The following is a 15,383-nucleotide window of genomic DNA, read 5'->3' on the forward strand; positions in this document are numbered from 1 at the left end:
GTGCTGCGTAACCTTTTCTTATTTTTAACTGCCTCAGCAGGAGGCTCACGATGAAGATGAAACCTATGCCAATCAAAGAGCCTGACCATATCAATTGGTATGTTGTCGTTTATTTGTTTTTTGTCACCTTACTGGGGTCATTAGCCAGTTATTGCTATCACATTATTAATGGGAATAAGTTTAATCTGATGATTTTAATTGCTCAGATATTTATTTCTACTTTTGCCGGCGCGCTGGTGGTGTTGGCAGCCAGTTATTTTAACTGGCAGTTTGAGCTGGCCGGCGGTGTTGCCGGTTTAGCGGGGTGGTCGGGTGCAACCTTAATTAAAGCGCTTGAAGAACAATTAATAAAAAAAACACGTGGACATGATGATTAAAAGGAAAACTAATGAAACTGACTGAACATTTTAAACTGGATGAGTTTACCTACTCATTGACGGCCAGTCGATTAAAAATTGACAATTCCGTACCGGCAGCACTGATGCCCAATATCCAATTAACAGCAATAAAACTTGAACTGGTCAGAAAAGCCCTTGAGCACCCCATCATCATTACTTCCGGTTACCGTTGTCCGGCATTAAATGCCCGGGTAGGCGGGGTGGCAAGTAGTGCACACACTCAAGGTTTGGCGGTTGACTTCCGTTCGCCATTTGGCACACCGAAACAAATCTGTCAACGATTGATAGATGCAGGAGTCGTGTTTGATAAGCTTATTCAGGAGCATAATCAATGGGTTCATATCGGATTCAGTCCCACTCATAATCGCCAAATAGTGCTGACCGCCGTCAAAAATGGTGGTAAAACGGTGTATTTAAACGGATTAGTATGATGAATAAATTAATATTGTTGATTAAGTTATTACCGTATGGTGGCATTGTAATAACCGGTTTAGCGATTTATTTTGCATATCACTGTTGGCAAGGTGAACAACTGGCAATGGCTAAAACGGTGGCGTTAGAAGCGCAATTTAACGCGTATAAACAAGGTAACAGTGCCATTAAATTAATTGAGTCAAATATTCTTGAGACAATAAAAGATGAACAGGTTAAAACAGATAGTTTACGTGATGATGTGGATAATGGTCTTGTCGAGTTGCGCATCAAAGTCGCCACCCTCGAACGAAATAGTGCCGCCACCGGCGATATTGCTGACAAAGCCTTACGACTTGCAAAATCTTCTCAACAAGATTATTACCGTCTTACCCACGCAATCAGCTATAACCAAGCCCTAATCGAAGGATGGCAACAATACTACTGTCAGGTCATTGCACCTCAAAATAACACACTGTTTATGTGTAATAGATAATTGTTTTATCAGGTGTAAATAGCTTTTTCTAATCGAATTTATTGAATAAATTTAAAAACTCTTCCTTAATTTCTGAAGTTTTTATGAAATTTATAAGCAAACAATAATTAACAAGATCTATTTTTAAAATGTCGCTAAGGAGATGATAATTTGATTTCAACAATCTCAGCATTGCTTGAATCTCACCTTGATATTATTGCAAAAAAACTGAACTTACCTGTTTTCGATGAAAATAGTGAAATTCTTTCTCATTCCGATATTTATCTCAGAACTTATATTTTACCAGAAGTAACAACAAGCGTTGATTCAGAAGGAAAATTGAAGGTTTATCGAGGTGTTTATCAAATTTCTGTTGTCGCACCTATCAATAGCGGTAAGTTACGTTCTCAACAAATATCTGATGAAATTATTCAGCATTTTCCACTCAATTTAGAGTTAACAAGTCATAACTTTTCACTTTATGTAAATTCTATACCAAGTGTTTATCCAGCAAAAATGGATAATGCTTGTTATACACTACCGATCAGCTTTAACTATCGTGCTGATTCTATATTTTAAATAAAATTTAAGGAGATATATATTATGGGTTTTGCTTTACCTAATGGTTCACGTGTGTATGTGCAAAAATCACACAACGAAGTAACTAACTTTAATTCAATTTCTAATGCTAAAGAAGCAGTGGTAACGTTAAATTCAGGGCATGGACTAGTGGTCGGGGACGAAGTCATGCTCACTTCATCATGGACTAAATTGAATAATATTGTCGCAAAAATTTCTCACGTAAATAACAATGAAGTGACTTTGGGCAATATTAATACTAGTAATACAACGGTATTCCCTGTTGGAGAAGGACAAGGAACTATTACCAAAATAACGGAATGGGAACAACTACCTCAAATTAAAGAGGTTGCTACTGAAGGTGGTGAACAGCAATTTATTCAAATTCAGTTCCTTGATGATGATGCAGAACGTCAATTACCGACTATCAAATCAGCGAAAAGTAAAAGTTTTACCATTGCTCATGACAGCTCATTACCTATCTACACATTGTTACAACAGTTGGATTTAACCAATAATGTTGTTGCAATGAAAATGTATGTTCCTAAAGCTAAAGAAACACGTTATGACTCTGTCCGTATTGCTTTTGATCCGACGCCTACAACAGCCATTAATGATATTGAAACTGTAAAAGTAAGTGCGACAGTTGAGTCACCAGCAATCACTTTCTATAAAGATTAATTAGGGCATTTTAATCATGGCAAAATTTAAACTTATTGCAGATCCGACATTTAGATGTGAAGTTTCCATTCCGCGTCCTGGATTGGACGATGGTCAAATTAGCTTTGATTTCAAACATTATTCAGTTGATAAACTGACCGTGTTTGAAACCGAGCTTAAGGATAAACCTATCATTGAATTTATGATAAAAATTGTATCTGGTTGGAATTTGGATGAAGAGTTTAATCAAGAAAATTTAAATATCTTATTAAATAACTATCCTGCTGCTTGGCAAGCAATAACTAATACTTATTATAAAGAGATGTTGGGACAACGAGAAAAAAACTCATAGAGCTTGCCACTGCACTTTATTCATCAACGCCTTCAAAAGCTGAACTTGATTCTTTTGGGCTATCGGAAGTCGATTATGAAGATGAGTATATAGAAATATGGTCAGATAACTGGGATGCTTTCCAGTTATTCCAAGCCATGTCAACGCAGTGGAGAACAAGCATGAGTGGTATTTTAGGTCTTGACTATAATTGCTTACCTTGGGTAATGCAAATGCTTGATATTAAAGGAAACCAAAAAATTTTTAATGATATTCGGTTAATGGAAAGTCAGGCCTTAACAATCATACACAAATCAAAATAACCGACGAAAGTCGGTTTATTTAATATGGGTAATCTATGTCAAAAACAACTACATTATCATTAAAAGTTGATACAGGCAATCTTGATAAAGAGATTAAAAGAATTAACGAGTTAGATGTAAAGCTTAAAACCACTGATAAAAGTTTGAGAACACTAAATACATCTAAACTAATGCATAACAATATTAGTAAACGTCAATTGGAATCTTTGTATAACCAAATTGGAGTCTATAATAAGTTATTAGGGATCATTCATCCGGTCAACAAAGCATTGGATAATCTGCTTTACGTGCAACAACAATTATCTGACAATAATGGAAATGGATTTATTGATGCTCATGCTTTTCAAGTTTTTAATTCAATAATTGAAAGCTCTAAGTATCAATTAATTGGGATAATTGAATCGCAAGAAACATTTGCCAATACAAGTGAAAAAATGAGTGCGGCATTAAGTCAGATTTCAAATCAAATGAAACAGATGTCCACACAAGCGAATGTAAAGAAAAATCCATTAATGACACTGGCGGAACATGGAATAGAAATTGGTGAATTATTCGGTCCTGTTGGAAAAGCTATTGGTACGATAGTTGAAGTGGGTGCCGTCGTCGGTAAGGATTTGTTTGACTATTTTGATAATGCTGTATCTGCCACTGATAGTTTAAGAGAATCCCAAGAAAAATTGTATGGTATTGTTAAACTAAATAAAGATGGAACAGTTTCATTTACTGATGAATTGAAGGAGCTAGCAAATATAAATCCTAGCCTTGCGACGGCATTTATTCAAACTTCTAAAAGACTGTCCGATAATACAATTGTTCATTCGAGAGAAGCAATTAATGAGCTTTTAGAAGAGTTTGATTTAAATGCAAAAAGAGTTATAAGTTCAAAAGAATCTTTAACCAGGGATATTTTAGCTGAACATCCCCAAATAAAGTATAATTTAAGCTATACTGATGGTAGACCTGACAATCAACGTTATATTCGTCAACAAATTGAGAAAACCAATAAATCTTTTAATATTAGTAATGAAAATGCATCAGTTTTTTATGATAAACTTTATGCAATAAGTAAAATCTCAGATTCATTTGAATTGGCTGATAAATTAAATGAGATTGCAACTTATATAGGAAATATATCAAAGGAAACGGGAGTAGGAAATGATAATTTAGATGATTTTATAATTAAATTGAAAGATATTATCATTAAAGTCCATAACTCTAAAAAAGTACTGGAGTCATTAAATGATTTAAATGGCAACCCTCAAGGCGATAAAGGCAATAGAAATAAAATAAATACTTTATTTTCTTCAAAAAATAGTGCGCCGTCATTATTAAAAACTAGTCAACGTGATGAGAAAAATCTTCAAATTCAACTAGAATCATTAAAAGAACAGAATGCAACGATCGCTGCGATAACGGCAGAACGTAAAAAATACTTTGATTTGCAAGCTCAGATTAACATCTTGGAACAAGAAAACAATAAAAGTAGACTAACCGCAGAAGAACGTTATTTACTAGCCAATAAAGCGTCGTTACTTACTCAATATGAAAAAAATGCGGCAATTTCTGAAGAAATCAATGGTCGAATCAAAGCCCAACAGATTTTACAAAATATTACTCACAATTCTACTCAATTACAAAATGAGATTGCAGATAAAAAAGCGACCTTTGGAATGACATCATCTCAATCATCAAGGTATCAAAGTCGAATTAATTTAGAAAGAAATAAGGAACAAGATTTAGATCCGAGTAATAATCTAAGTCAAGAAAACATCATCACTATAACCCAAAACTACCTTGAGGCAGCTCAACTTTTAGAAGAAAGTTTTGTGCAAGAAGATTTACAAAAAGGAGATTGGATAGCTGGTTTAACAACCGGTTTGAAAGAATTTGCTGAAACATCTCAAGATGTTTTTAGTGTTGCTAAAGATTTTGCGCAAAATTCAATTGGATCTATGTCTCAAATGATGACAACGCTTGTCACAACAGGCAAAGCAAACTTTCAGGAGTTTGCAAAAACTATCTTAGTTAATCTGATTGAAATTATAAATAAATTGATTTTAGCGCAGATTATTCAATCAGCTTTAACGAGTTTTGGTGGTGGAGGAAAAGCGACCGGAGGGCTTCAACAAGCTTATACAGGGGGTGAAATTCTTGGATATGCTTCGGGTGGAAGTGTGGGATATGCATTGGTACCGGGCGGTTTTACCGGACGAGGTAACAAGTACCAACCAGCAGGAATTGTTCATAAAGGCGAGTTTGTTTTTACAAAAGAGGCAACTAAACGATTAGGTGTAGACTATCTTTATAGTCTGATGAATGATTCTCATAAAGGATACGATAGCGGTGGTTATATTCATACCTCTATTTCGGCTCCGATAGCATTAGCCCAACGCACAACTCCTTCTTCAAATGCAATCACTGTTAATCCCAATATTGTATTAAATATGTCTTCAGAAAATAGTACTTCTACTCATGGCAAAAATACCGATCCAAAACAAGTTCAATCTCAAGTAGATGCAGTTATTAGACGGCAAATGAATGAGATGTTTAAAAAATCAGTTTCACCGGGAGGAGAGTTATACAACGTCATGTATGCGATGAAGTAATAATATTAACCATTTAGATTCTTATTAAAATCTCTAAATGGCATAATTTTAATACTTATTCGAATATTAAAACACAATAACAACTCATTTTTAGTCATCCCTATTTCTTGGAATATCATCGTATTTTAGTCGTCTATAGCGCGTAAATGGATTCAGTTCAACAAAATTAAGTTAATTTCTTATTGCAAAAAAAACATAAAGTTAGAATTGATCACATTAATAAATATCCGTTCTCACGCTTATGTCAAAAAATTGTATTGTTAATTACTCAATTTTGATGTTTTTAATTCAACTAAATTACCTAGACATATTCAAAACCAAATTTTGTTTGAGGAGTATATGAAAGTAGATAAATTTAAATGGAAAACAATGCATTCCCCCAATGGAGGGGAAAAAATGAGTATCACAGAAGTAAAATTTAACGATGGATATTCGCAAATTTGGAGTTCTGGAATCAATAAATCAGGTGAAACATGGGATTTGTCCTATACGGGTCATTGTAACGAATTATCTGAAATCCGTCAGTTTCTTAACAGCCATATTATTCATTCCTTTCAGTGGGTTAACCCTTGGGGAGAAGAAAGATTATATCGTGTTCAAAACGAATCAATCAAATCTGAATTTATCTCTTCGAATGTGGTAAAGCTAAGTTTTACTTTTGTCCAATCTTATGCACCTTAATTATTCAAATGTAGACCTCAAAAAATTTTCTTAATTAAGTTTTGGGGATTGATGGAGAGAACATGTCAATAACACAAGATTTACAAGCCATTGAAGGCAATGAGCTGATACAACTTATTGAAGTTGATTGTACAAAATTTGGGCTTGATGAGGTTTTACGATTTCATTCTCATAATATCTCTGCTGAAGGGTGGGCTTCCTTTGCTGTTGGAAATTTACCTTCTATAAAATGGCAAGGTAAAGAATATTTACCGTATCCGTATGAATTAAGCGATCTTGAATTAAGTAGTACGGGTGCACAACCTACCCCTAAATTGTCAATCGGTAATATTGACGGAAGAGTGACTAGATTGTGTATAGATTATGATGATTTAGTTCAAGCGAGAGTAAAAATTCATACCACAATGGCAAAATATCTTGATTCAGACAACTGGTTAGCAGGTAATGCCACAGCCGATCCAACTCAAGAAAGAGTTCAATTATTTTTTATTAATAATAAACGCGAAGAAACGAAAGCTATTGTTGAATTTGAACTTTGTTCGCCATTTGATATTCAAAATTTACAATTGCCTACCAGGCAAATCACAACACTATGTACTTGGTGTATGCGCGGATGGTACCGCTCAGGTACAGGCTGTGATTATGCTGGAAATAAGTTTTTCACCAAAGATGGAATTGCCGTTGATGATCCGGCAAAAGATGAATGTGGAGGACTATTAAAAGATTGTAAAGCCCGACATGGTAATAAACCTCTTCCGTTTGGCGGTTTTCCTGCGGCTAATCTTCAAGGTAAGTAATATGCGACAAAAATTACTAGATTCAATCAAAAAGCATGTGGATAGCGAATACCCAAATGAAGCTTGTGGATTCATTATTGATACGGGAAAAAAACAGATCTATCTACCTTGTAAAAACATTTCAGATAATCCACAAGCGCATTTTTTAATATCACCAGAAGAACAGTTAGCTGCAGAAAAACAAGGTGAAATTATCATGATTATTCATTCTCATCCTGATGTTACGTCACTGGTTCCGTCAGAGTTTGACCGTATTCAATGTGATTATACAGGTATTGAATGGGGAATAATGTCTGCCCCTGATGGTGATTTTTGCACAATATCGCCACGAATAAATCGAGATTATACCGGACGGCAATGGTTGCTTGGTCACGCTGATTGTTGGTCATTAATAATGGATTATTATGATCGTGAATATGGGATTAAATTAAACAATTATTCAGTGCCACGAGAATGGTGGGATAGTGGGAAAGAGCATCTTTATGATGATAATTGGCAAGCAGAAGGATTTGTTGAAGTCGGTCTGAATGAAATGAAAGTCGGGGACATAGTTATGATGCGCATTGGTTCGCAAGTCACAAATCATGCTGCTATTTATGTGGGTGATAATCTTATTTTACACCACCTGTACGGTCAATTATCTACACGTACACCTTACGGTAAATATTTTAGAGATAGAACTGTTCGCATTGTGCGGCATAAGGAGTTATTGAATGCTCAGTAAGTTAACATTGAAAGGTGCAATGGCAAGGCAATTTGGAAAAAAGCATACGTATGACGTAAACAATATCCGGGAATTGCTACGCGCACTTTGTGTGACAATAAAAGGGTTTGAAAAATATATGAGTACGGCTCATTTAAAAGGCATTAAGTTTGCCTTTTTTGTGGATGGAAAAAATATTGGAATTGATGAGTTTGATATTAATGTTAATGGCAAAAATTATGTGATTATGCCGATAGCTCAAGGCGCAAAAAGTGGTGGTTTATTACAAGTTGTGATCGGAGCCGTTGCTTTAATTGGTGCTTTCTTTACTGGTGGTGCCTCTTTAACGCTATTGGGTGCTGAAATTACTGCATCTTCAGTTTTAGCTAGTATTGGTTTGAGCATGGCATTAGGTGGCATTGTGCAATTACTTACCCCTCAGCCTAAATTTAACGCAGGCGGGGCATCAAATACTGAAAATAAACCTAACTATGGTTTTGGAGCGCCCGTTAATACCAATGCGGTAGGCTATCCTGTTCCTGTTTTATTAGGTAACCGTGAAATTGGTGGCGCAGTGATTAACGCGGGTATTTATTCAGAAGATCAACAATAGGTGGATTATGCAATTAATAGAAGGTCAAAAGGGCGGTAAAAAAAAGCAACATAGACCTTATGAACAACCCGATAATTTGCTTTCAACAGCAAAGCTCAAAGTGCTTTTAGCATTAAGTGAAGGGGAAATTCAAGGCGATCTAACAGAACAAAATATATTCATTGATAATACTCCACTAGCCAATCTCGATGGTACACGTAATTTTAATGGTGTTGCATGGGAATTCCGTAATGGTGCTCAAACGCAAGATTATATTCAAGGAATACCTGAAATAAGTAATGAGTTAAAAGCCGCTTTTACAGTAAAATCTGACAATCCTTGGATACGATCATTTAGTAATCTAGAATTAGATGCCATAAGAATCAAATTAAGTTTACCAAGTCATTTACATTATAAAGAAAATGGTGATACGGTAGGAACTGTTACCAAGTATACTATTGACTTATCAACAGATGGCAGTGCGTTTGAAACTGTTATTCATGGTGAATTTAATGGAAAAACTACCTCAGAATATCAGCGAGATCATCGCATCAATTTACCAAATGCATTAGAAGGGTGGAGTATACGTGTTAGACGATTAACACCTGATTCGAAATCGAATAAATTGATTAATGCGTTTAGTGTTTTTTCATATGCGGAAATTATTGACAGTAAATTACGGTATCCTAATACCGCTCTACTTTATATCGAGTTAGATGCTAGCCAATTTAATGGTTCTATTCCTAAAATTAGTTGTAAACTGAAAGGAAAAATTGTCCAAGTACCAGACAATTATGATCCGGTAAACAGGACCTATTCAGGCACTTGGACTGGCGGATTTAAAATGGCATATACCAATAATCCTGCTTGGCTTTCTTATTATTTGATGCGTGATGAGATAGCAGGTATGGGGGTCAGAATTGATTCAACAATGCTCGATAAATGGTCAATTTATCAATTAGGTCAGTATTGTGATCAAATGGTACCTGATGGTCGAGGTGGCATGGAACCTCGCTTTGCTTGTAACGAATATATACAAAGTCAAGAAGAGGCTTATAACGTTCTAAAAGATTTAGTGGCTTCATTTCGGGGTATTATATTTTGGGGTAATGATCAGATCTGTTTAACCGCAGATATGCCACAAGATGAACCAGATTTTATCTATCATCCTTCTAATGTTATCGGTGATTTTACCTATTCTGGTGGTTCATATAAAAATCGTTATACATCCTGTTTAGTTGCATATTCTGATCCTAACAATCATTATTGTGATGATGTTGAGGCAGTGTGGGATCATGATTTGATGCGTCGTTATGATGTCAATGTCATGAAATTAACAGCGATAGGTTGTACTTCGCAAGCTGAAGCGCAACGACGTGGACGTTGGGCTTTACTTTCTAATGCAAAAGATGAAGTGATCACATTTTCGGTAGGACTCGATGGCTATATTCCTTTACCTGCACGAATTATTGGGATTGCTGACCCTTCTCGTTCTGGCAAAGAAAATGGCGGGCGTATTCACGCTGTTGAAGGACGAAAAATCACATTAGATAGAGCCGTTGAATATGATGTGGGCGATCGGTTAGTCCTTAATTTACCAGATGGTTCTGCGCAAAGCCGAACAATTAGAGCGATTAGTACAGATAAAAAAACACTCACTGTTACGGCTAATTATAAACTGACACCAGTTGCTGGTGCAGTATGGTGTATTGATAGTGATAATATCGCTATTCAGTATTATAGAGTAACCTCAATATCATCGTCTAATGAAGGTCAGTTTACAATTACGGCTATTCATCATGATCCAAATAAATTCAAATATATAGATCAAGGTATACGATTAGAGTCAAAACCAATAACTGTTACTCCACCAAGTTCAGTTTCATCCCCCAAAAATATTGTTTTATCAGAAAGTAGTTATATATCTCAAGGCCTGTCAGTGGCATCATTACAAGCTTCTTGGGATGTGGTAGAAGGTGCGACAAACTATATTGCTCAATGGAGAAAAGATAATTCGTCTTGGATTAATATTGGGCGAACTAATGGAACGAATTTTACCGTCGAAGGTGTTTACGCTGGTGTTTATGAAGTTCGAGTACGTGCAGTAAATGCGATAGATGCATCTTCACCCTGGGCTTATTCACAAGCCAAAGCAATCAAGGGAAAAGTTGGTAAACCTGACAGACCAGTAGACTTTACTGCTAGCGAAAGTGTGGTATTTGGTATTGACCTTAATTGGTCGTTTCCAATTGGAAGCGGTGATAGTAGTTACACAGAAATTCAATATAGTACGACTGAAAATGAAGAAAATGCCCTGCTATTAAGCAATGTTAGTTACCCAACTTGCAATTATTCTCAGACCGGGTTAGCTATAGGTCAACAGTTTTTCTACCGTGCTCGCCTTGTCGATAAAATTGGTAACATCAGTGATTGGACAGATTGGGTTAGAGGTGTTTCAAGTACCAATACTAACGATTTGACAGACCATATTTTTGAAGAAATAAAAGAAACAGACGCTTGGCAATCTCTTGTCGACTCTGCAGATAATGCTGCTATTAATTCAATAGCGAATGCAAAATCCATTATTGAAAATGCACTGGCTATAGACGCTGAGACAAAACAGCGCAGAGTTGAAAACGGCAACTTATTCGCTGAAATTCATGAAACCCATTCAGCGTTATTAACTGAGAAAGCAGCAACAGCCATTGCTTTAAAAGAGTTGAACGCTAAATACGGTAATATAAATAGCAATTTATCAGAATTAAAACAGACAACAGCTGAACAAAATGCCGCTACTGCCAAATCAATACAGGCAATTAACACAAAAGTTGGAGATGTTTCTACCACCATTTCAGATGTCAGTGAAACGGTAAATAATTTAAATGGTAAAGTTTCAGCTCATCGTACAATGAAAGTTGAAGTAGATGACAAAGGTCAACAGTATGTTGCAGGTATGACAATGGGTGTTGAAAATACTGAACAAGGAATGCAAAGTAATGTCATTTTTCTTCAAGATCGTTTTTCAATCATGAACTCAGCCAATGGAAATCCTCAAACAGTCTTTACGACACAGGGTAATCAAGTTGTCATTAATGATGCAGTTATTGGTGATGCTTCAATAACGAACACGAAAATTGGCAATGTTATTGAATCAAATAATTTTAGAGAGGGTGTATCTGGTTGGCAATTATCCAAGCATACAGGAACATTGAAAGCCATTAATGCTGACATTTCAGGGAGATTGCGTGCCACATCAGGAGAGTTGAATAATGTCGTTATCAATGAGAATTGTGAAATTAAAGGTACTCTAAATGTTAATCAAATCAAGGGGAATGTGCTTTCGGCCGTTTCATTTGTGAAAGATGTCACATTGCAAGAATTAAATCCGAATCAAAATGTACATATAATGAGTGTTATTGCAAATGGACAATGGCAAAAACTTTGTTTTGCTAATGAAATCATTGTTAAATCTCAATTTTGGTCTAAAAATATCATAGGTAATAGATGGGAAATTGCGGAAAATTTTCGAGGTAATCCTACAATTTTATTCAATAATCAATATCCAATGGATTTAAAAAAAATTTACACTAAAAATAGGCTTCGAAATTTATGTCTATATATTCCGCCATTTACTTATGGTGAAAAAGTCGATATTTCGATCACAATTAATAAACCGGGTGAAGGTCGACCAATATATTTATTTAGTTTCAATACGCTAGTATTTTTAATGAAAAACTCAGATGGTTTCATAATCAATTAGTAGTAAATAAATCTCAAAGCATTCAATTAAATTCGAGGGAACTTATGTCGTGGTATAATACAGGTACGATAGCAGTAACAAATGGAAGTAAAATAGTAACGGGAGTTGGTACAAAATGGACCAATTCATTAATTGGTATTTGTGCTGGTCAAATGTTGCTGTTAAATACTGAAGGTTTTATAGAAATTTGCGAAATAGCTTCAGTTCAATCTGATACACAATTAACGCTAGCAAATAAATACAATGGAAAAACAAGGAGTGGTATTAAATACCAAATTCCAACATCGCCTAATGTTTCTATTGAGGCATTAGCATTGCGAATATCTGAAATGTTAAACTATTATCAAACACAACTCGATGCATGGCAAATGATATTAACGGGTGAGGATGCGGTTACCCTAACCGCTCCTGATGGTAGGCAAGTCACAATAAAATCACAATATTCAATTGCAAATGAACTCACCAAATTACTGGAACAGAGTAAGGTCTACGCTGAACAGACATCAAAAAATGCCGATATAGCTAAAAACGCAAGCTCATCATCGAACAATAGTGCAGCATCAGCAAAAAGTAGCGCAGATAGTGCTAGTTCATCAGCCACAGCGTCACGTGATTCAGCTCAAAAATCTAGTAATAGCGCAAATGCTGCCAGCTTGTCTGAGAACAATGCTAAAACAGCTGAACAAAATGCTAAAAAATCAGCAGAAGACGCTAAAAATGCCGCATCTTCAATTGATACTACCGTTTTTCTTAAAAAATCCGGTGCAAATGATCAGTCAATTAATGGTTCATTAAATGTTAAAACGCTAAAAGAAAATGATGTTCGTGTTTATTCGCCTAATAATAAACCAACGGCTGATGATATTGGTGCTATTCCTGCTGTTAAAAAAGATGTGAACGGCTTACCTATTTATATGGTAGGTAACCATTTAGTGTGTTCTGACTGGGTGGGAAAATGGGATTTAATGCCATTTCGGCGTGATGAATTGCCGTTCGGTTGGTATTTCAGAAATGGTGATAATTATCTGCTCAGTTCGCCGCAGGGACAGGCTTTAAATAGTTTATCAGTTAACTATAAAAACGATCATCGCATTACGATTAAAACTATTAACGGTCTTCAATATATTAACGTGCCAACCGCATTTGCGCCAGATGGACGTGGATGTTTTATGCGTGCAGTAAATGGAACTACTCGACAAGTAGGTAGTTGGGAGGATGACGCTACACGTAATATTACCGCCCAATTCGGTAATTTTCTCACTTCGAAACTAGATGCGAATGGTGCGTTTAGGGTCGATGCCATTGCCAAACCAGCATATGGTGGAAATTCCCACGGATGGCATACAGTTTTATCGTTCGATGCTTCACGAGTAGCACCAACCGCGAATGAGAATAGAGCAATCAATATCGGAGGGACCCCCGTAATTTATCTGGGTGTTTAAACTCCTAAATATATAACTGGGGTCCCTCCGAGATTAATAGTTCTGTTTTCATGTGAGGTTGGCACAAAACGTGATGCGTCAAAGTCGAAAAATACCCATCTCAACTGACGTGGATTTGGTGTCGAGATCGAGCTTGCAACATAATCATCTCCAGCTGATGATATTGATATAGCACCATTTTTATCTCCTGCCATTAATTTAGCATGTCCGAGAAGCGCTTTAAAATCACCGAGAGGCAACCCTCCTTTTATATTACGGATAGCATCATCCTCCCAACTACCTACTTGTCGAGTAGGTGAACAAAATAGGAAAATTTATGATTAATTATTATTACGATAACACAAACGATTTAAAACCATTTACACATCAATTAGAGGCGAACGATGACACGCTACCGCCTGATAATGCGCTACGGATTGCCCCTACAATTAAAGAGGGTTATTGTCCATGCGAACAAGACGGGAAATGGATTCTCGTCGAGGATAACCGCGAAAAAACCGCTTTTAATATTGAAACAAAAGAAACTGTTAAAATTGACTACCTTGGTGAACTAAAAGCAGGATTTACTCTACTTGAGCCATTCGAATTTTGCAAATGGAATGGTGAAAAATGGATACTTGATGAAGAGCAAAAAAATGCTTTTATCATTAAACTAAACCAATCAAAATTAGCAAATTTGTTATCTGATGCTAATAGTGAGATAGAAATCTTGAATGACAAAATAGAGCTTGAAATAGCAACAGATGAGGATAAAAAACTACTGAAAAAATGGAAATTATATCGTATACAGCTAAAATCTATTGATACAAATAAATTAGATATTGAATTCCCAGCTAAGCCCGTTTAGGGCTTTTCAGGGAATACCACATTAACATCTGATGCATCAACACGAGTTAATAAAATGCGGTATTTTTTCCATTGTTTTAGCTGTTCCTCTTCATTAGATTCTTGCATATCTAAATCTATAACATCCTGTAAGATAGCTATTTTTTCGTTAACCTCGTTGATTAATGAGATTTTCATAGTTTGATTTTGTGAGACAATTTGTTCGTTAGTTAACGCAATAGGTTCAGAATCAACGAGCATTAACTTGCCATTTATGTTTTTTAACACCTTCCCTTCTTCATTCGCTTTTATTGCCATTTCTGCATATTCTTCGTCAGTATATGTCATAATCTTATCTCCTCTAATAACCGCACGCCAACCATCTAAACACTGGCTGAAATGCAACCAACGATGAGTGATTGTTATAAATATACAAAACAAATCTATCAGTATAAATTTGCGGTATACAACTTGTTAAATAATTCCATCCTTGATTTATTGATATCTGTTCTAGGTGAGGTGTCCAACATGTTGTTGAAAATGGTGTTATCATATTAAATGTTACGCTACCGCCAGATAATTTCCCTACGTCGCCAATTTTCTGCGTCCCACCCTGCATGATAAAGCCATTGGAAAAACGTTGATACCAACTATCCCCATTTCGATATGATTCAGTAATATAAACCCTGTTATTCAAATCTGTTAATTTAGATTGAATCTCTGAGATATCCGTAATGAATGGTTCACCGTTTACACTAATTGACACGACGTCAATAGCGCTACCTACCATATAAATAGGT

17 protein-coding genes are annotated in these 15,383 nt (G+C 35.8%); 15 read left to right on the forward strand and 2 right to left on the reverse strand.

The window, feature by feature from the left end:
* The first annotated feature begins 50 nt into the window (after positions 1–50).
* The 15 genes from J3U14_RS03470 to J3U14_RS03540 all read left to right on the forward strand — a co-directional run bounded on the left by J3U14_RS03470 (position 51) and on the right by J3U14_RS03540 (position 14,605).
* The gene (locus J3U14_RS03470) at positions 51–377 is read left to right on the forward strand and encodes a phage holin family protein (protein ID WP_218837354.1); all 327 of its coding nucleotides are present in this window, start codon (positions 51–53) and stop codon (positions 375–377) included.
* Between the two features lie 11 nt (positions 378–388).
* A complete protein-coding gene (locus J3U14_RS03475) occupies positions 389–829 on the forward strand; it encodes a D-Ala-D-Ala carboxypeptidase family metallohydrolase (RefSeq protein WP_065559620.1) in 441 nt (146 codons plus the stop codon).
* A complete protein-coding gene (locus J3U14_RS03480) occupies positions 829–1,305 on the forward strand; it encodes a lysis system i-spanin subunit Rz (RefSeq protein WP_267369570.1) in 477 nt (158 codons plus the stop codon). Before J3U14_RS03475 ends, J3U14_RS03480 begins: the two co-directional genes overlap by 1 nt.
* A gap of 150 nt (positions 1,306–1,455) precedes the next feature.
* Positions 1,456–1,863 carry a phage tail terminator-like protein gene (locus J3U14_RS03485; RefSeq protein WP_081299199.1) on the forward strand — a complete coding sequence of 136 codons (408 nt, stop codon included), beginning with the start codon at positions 1,456–1,458 and terminating at the stop codon, positions 1,861–1,863.
* A gap of 24 nt (positions 1,864–1,887) precedes the next feature.
* Positions 1,888–2,544, forward strand: coding sequence for a phage tail protein (locus J3U14_RS03490; RefSeq protein WP_220215507.1), 657 nt, complete (start codon positions 1,888–1,890; stop codon positions 2,542–2,544).
* Positions 2,545–2,560: 16 nt separating this feature from the next.
* Entirely contained in the window at positions 2,561–2,875 is a 315-nt protein-coding gene (locus J3U14_RS03495; protein WP_267350661.1) for a phage tail assembly chaperone, read from the forward strand.
* The gene (locus J3U14_RS03500; RefSeq protein ID WP_081299198.1) at positions 2,872–3,177 is read left to right on the forward strand and encodes a DUF1799 domain-containing protein; all 306 of its coding nucleotides are present in this window, start codon (positions 2,872–2,874) and stop codon (positions 3,175–3,177) included. The genes J3U14_RS03495 and J3U14_RS03500 overlap by 4 nt, the downstream gene beginning before the upstream one ends.
* 35 nt (positions 3,178–3,212) lie before the next feature.
* Positions 3,213–5,783, forward strand: a complete 2,571-nt coding sequence (locus J3U14_RS03505; protein ID WP_267350659.1) for a phage tail tape measure protein — start codon at positions 3,213–3,215, stop codon at positions 5,781–5,783.
* Between the two features lie 339 nt (positions 5,784–6,122).
* Positions 6,123–6,464 carry a phage tail protein gene (locus tag J3U14_RS03510; RefSeq protein WP_220215504.1) on the forward strand — a complete coding sequence of 114 codons (342 nt, stop codon included), beginning with the start codon at positions 6,123–6,125 and terminating at the stop codon, positions 6,462–6,464.
* A 62-nt stretch (positions 6,465–6,526) separates the two neighbouring features.
* Positions 6,527–7,261: a phage minor tail protein L gene (locus J3U14_RS03515; protein ID WP_065559614.1), complete on the forward strand. Its 735-nt coding sequence runs from the start codon at positions 6,527–6,529 to the stop codon at positions 7,259–7,261.
* Between the two features lies 1 nt (position 7,262).
* Positions 7,263–7,985, forward strand: coding sequence for a C40 family peptidase (locus J3U14_RS03520; protein WP_267350657.1), 723 nt, complete (start codon positions 7,263–7,265; stop codon positions 7,983–7,985).
* Positions 7,975–8,577, forward strand: coding sequence for a tail assembly protein (locus J3U14_RS03525; protein WP_267350655.1), 603 nt, complete (start codon positions 7,975–7,977; stop codon positions 8,575–8,577). The genes J3U14_RS03520 and J3U14_RS03525 overlap by 11 nt, the downstream gene beginning before the upstream one ends.
* Before the next feature lie 7 nt (positions 8,578–8,584).
* Entirely contained in the window at positions 8,585–12,316 is a 3,732-nt protein-coding gene (locus J3U14_RS03530; RefSeq protein WP_267350653.1) for a phage tail tip fiber protein, read from the forward strand.
* 44 nt (positions 12,317–12,360) lie between these two features.
* On the forward strand, positions 12,361–13,758 hold the full coding sequence (locus J3U14_RS03535) for a hypothetical protein (RefSeq protein WP_267369571.1): 1,398 nt from the start codon (positions 12,361–12,363) through the stop codon (positions 13,756–13,758).
* A gap of 316 nt (positions 13,759–14,074) precedes the next feature.
* Complete coding sequence (locus tag J3U14_RS03540; RefSeq protein WP_267350646.1) at positions 14,075–14,605, forward strand: tail fiber assembly protein; 531 nt, start codon at positions 14,075–14,077, stop codon at positions 14,603–14,605.
* Here the strand turns inward: J3U14_RS03540 and J3U14_RS03545 are convergent.
* Both J3U14_RS03545 and J3U14_RS03550 read right to left on the reverse strand, forming a co-directional pair.
* Positions 14,602–14,931, reverse strand: coding sequence for a tail fiber assembly protein (locus tag J3U14_RS03545; protein ID WP_267350644.1), 330 nt, complete (start codon positions 14,929–14,931; stop codon positions 14,602–14,604). The genes J3U14_RS03540 and J3U14_RS03545 overlap by 4 nt on opposite strands.
* A gap of 13 nt (positions 14,932–14,944) precedes the next feature.
* Complete coding sequence (locus J3U14_RS03550; protein ID WP_267369572.1) at positions 14,945–15,373, reverse strand: hypothetical protein; 429 nt, start codon at positions 15,371–15,373, stop codon at positions 14,945–14,947.
* Between the last annotated feature and the right edge of the window lie 10 nt (positions 15,374–15,383).

Source organism: Gilliamella sp. B3801 (genome assembly GCF_026536645.1).
In the GTDB taxonomy this organism is placed as follows: domain Bacteria; phylum Pseudomonadota; class Gammaproteobacteria; order Enterobacterales; family Orbaceae; genus Gilliamella; species Gilliamella apicola_I.

What these genes read in the sequence shown, in the direction of transcription:
- J3U14_RS03520 (WP_267350657.1), top strand. Translation starts at nt 7,263, where the DNA reads ATGCGACAAAAATTACTAGATTCAATCAAAAAGCATGTGGATAGCGAA.
- J3U14_RS03490 (WP_220215507.1), top strand. Translation starts at nt 1,888, where the DNA reads ATGGGTTTTGCTTTACCTAATGGTTCACGTGTGTATGTGCAAAAATCA.
- J3U14_RS03480 (WP_267369570.1), top strand. Translation starts at nt 829, where the DNA reads ATGAATAAATTAATATTGTTGATTAAGTTATTACCGTATGGTGGCATT.
- J3U14_RS03540 (WP_267350646.1), top strand. Translation starts at nt 14,075, where the DNA reads ATGATTAATTATTATTACGATAACACAAACGATTTAAAACCATTTACA.
- J3U14_RS03530 (WP_267350653.1), top strand. Translation starts at nt 8,585, where the DNA reads ATGCAATTAATAGAAGGTCAAAAGGGCGGTAAAAAAAAGCAACATAGA.
- J3U14_RS03475 (WP_065559620.1), top strand. Translation starts at nt 389, where the DNA reads ATGAAACTGACTGAACATTTTAAACTGGATGAGTTTACCTACTCATTG.
- J3U14_RS03535 (WP_267369571.1), top strand. Translation starts at nt 12,361, where the DNA reads ATGTCGTGGTATAATACAGGTACGATAGCAGTAACAAATGGAAGTAAA.
- J3U14_RS03545 (WP_267350644.1), bottom strand. Translation starts at nt 14,931, where the DNA reads ATGACATATACTGACGAAGAATATGCAGAAATGGCAATAAAAGCGAAT.
- J3U14_RS03470 (WP_218837354.1), top strand. Translation starts at nt 51, where the DNA reads ATGAAGATGAAACCTATGCCAATCAAAGAGCCTGACCATATCAATTGG.
- J3U14_RS03550 (WP_267369572.1), bottom strand. Translation starts at nt 15,373, where the DNA reads ATGGTAGGTAGCGCTATTGACGTCGTGTCAATTAGTGTAAACGGTGAA.
- J3U14_RS03515 (WP_065559614.1), top strand. Translation starts at nt 6,527, where the DNA reads ATGTCAATAACACAAGATTTACAAGCCATTGAAGGCAATGAGCTGATA.
- J3U14_RS03525 (WP_267350655.1), top strand. Translation starts at nt 7,975, where the DNA reads ATGCTCAGTAAGTTAACATTGAAAGGTGCAATGGCAAGGCAATTTGGA.
- J3U14_RS03510 (WP_220215504.1), top strand. Translation starts at nt 6,123, where the DNA reads ATGAAAGTAGATAAATTTAAATGGAAAACAATGCATTCCCCCAATGGA.
- J3U14_RS03505 (WP_267350659.1), top strand. Translation starts at nt 3,213, where the DNA reads ATGTCAAAAACAACTACATTATCATTAAAAGTTGATACAGGCAATCTT.
- J3U14_RS03495 (WP_267350661.1), top strand. Translation starts at nt 2,561, where the DNA reads ATGGCAAAATTTAAACTTATTGCAGATCCGACATTTAGATGTGAAGTT.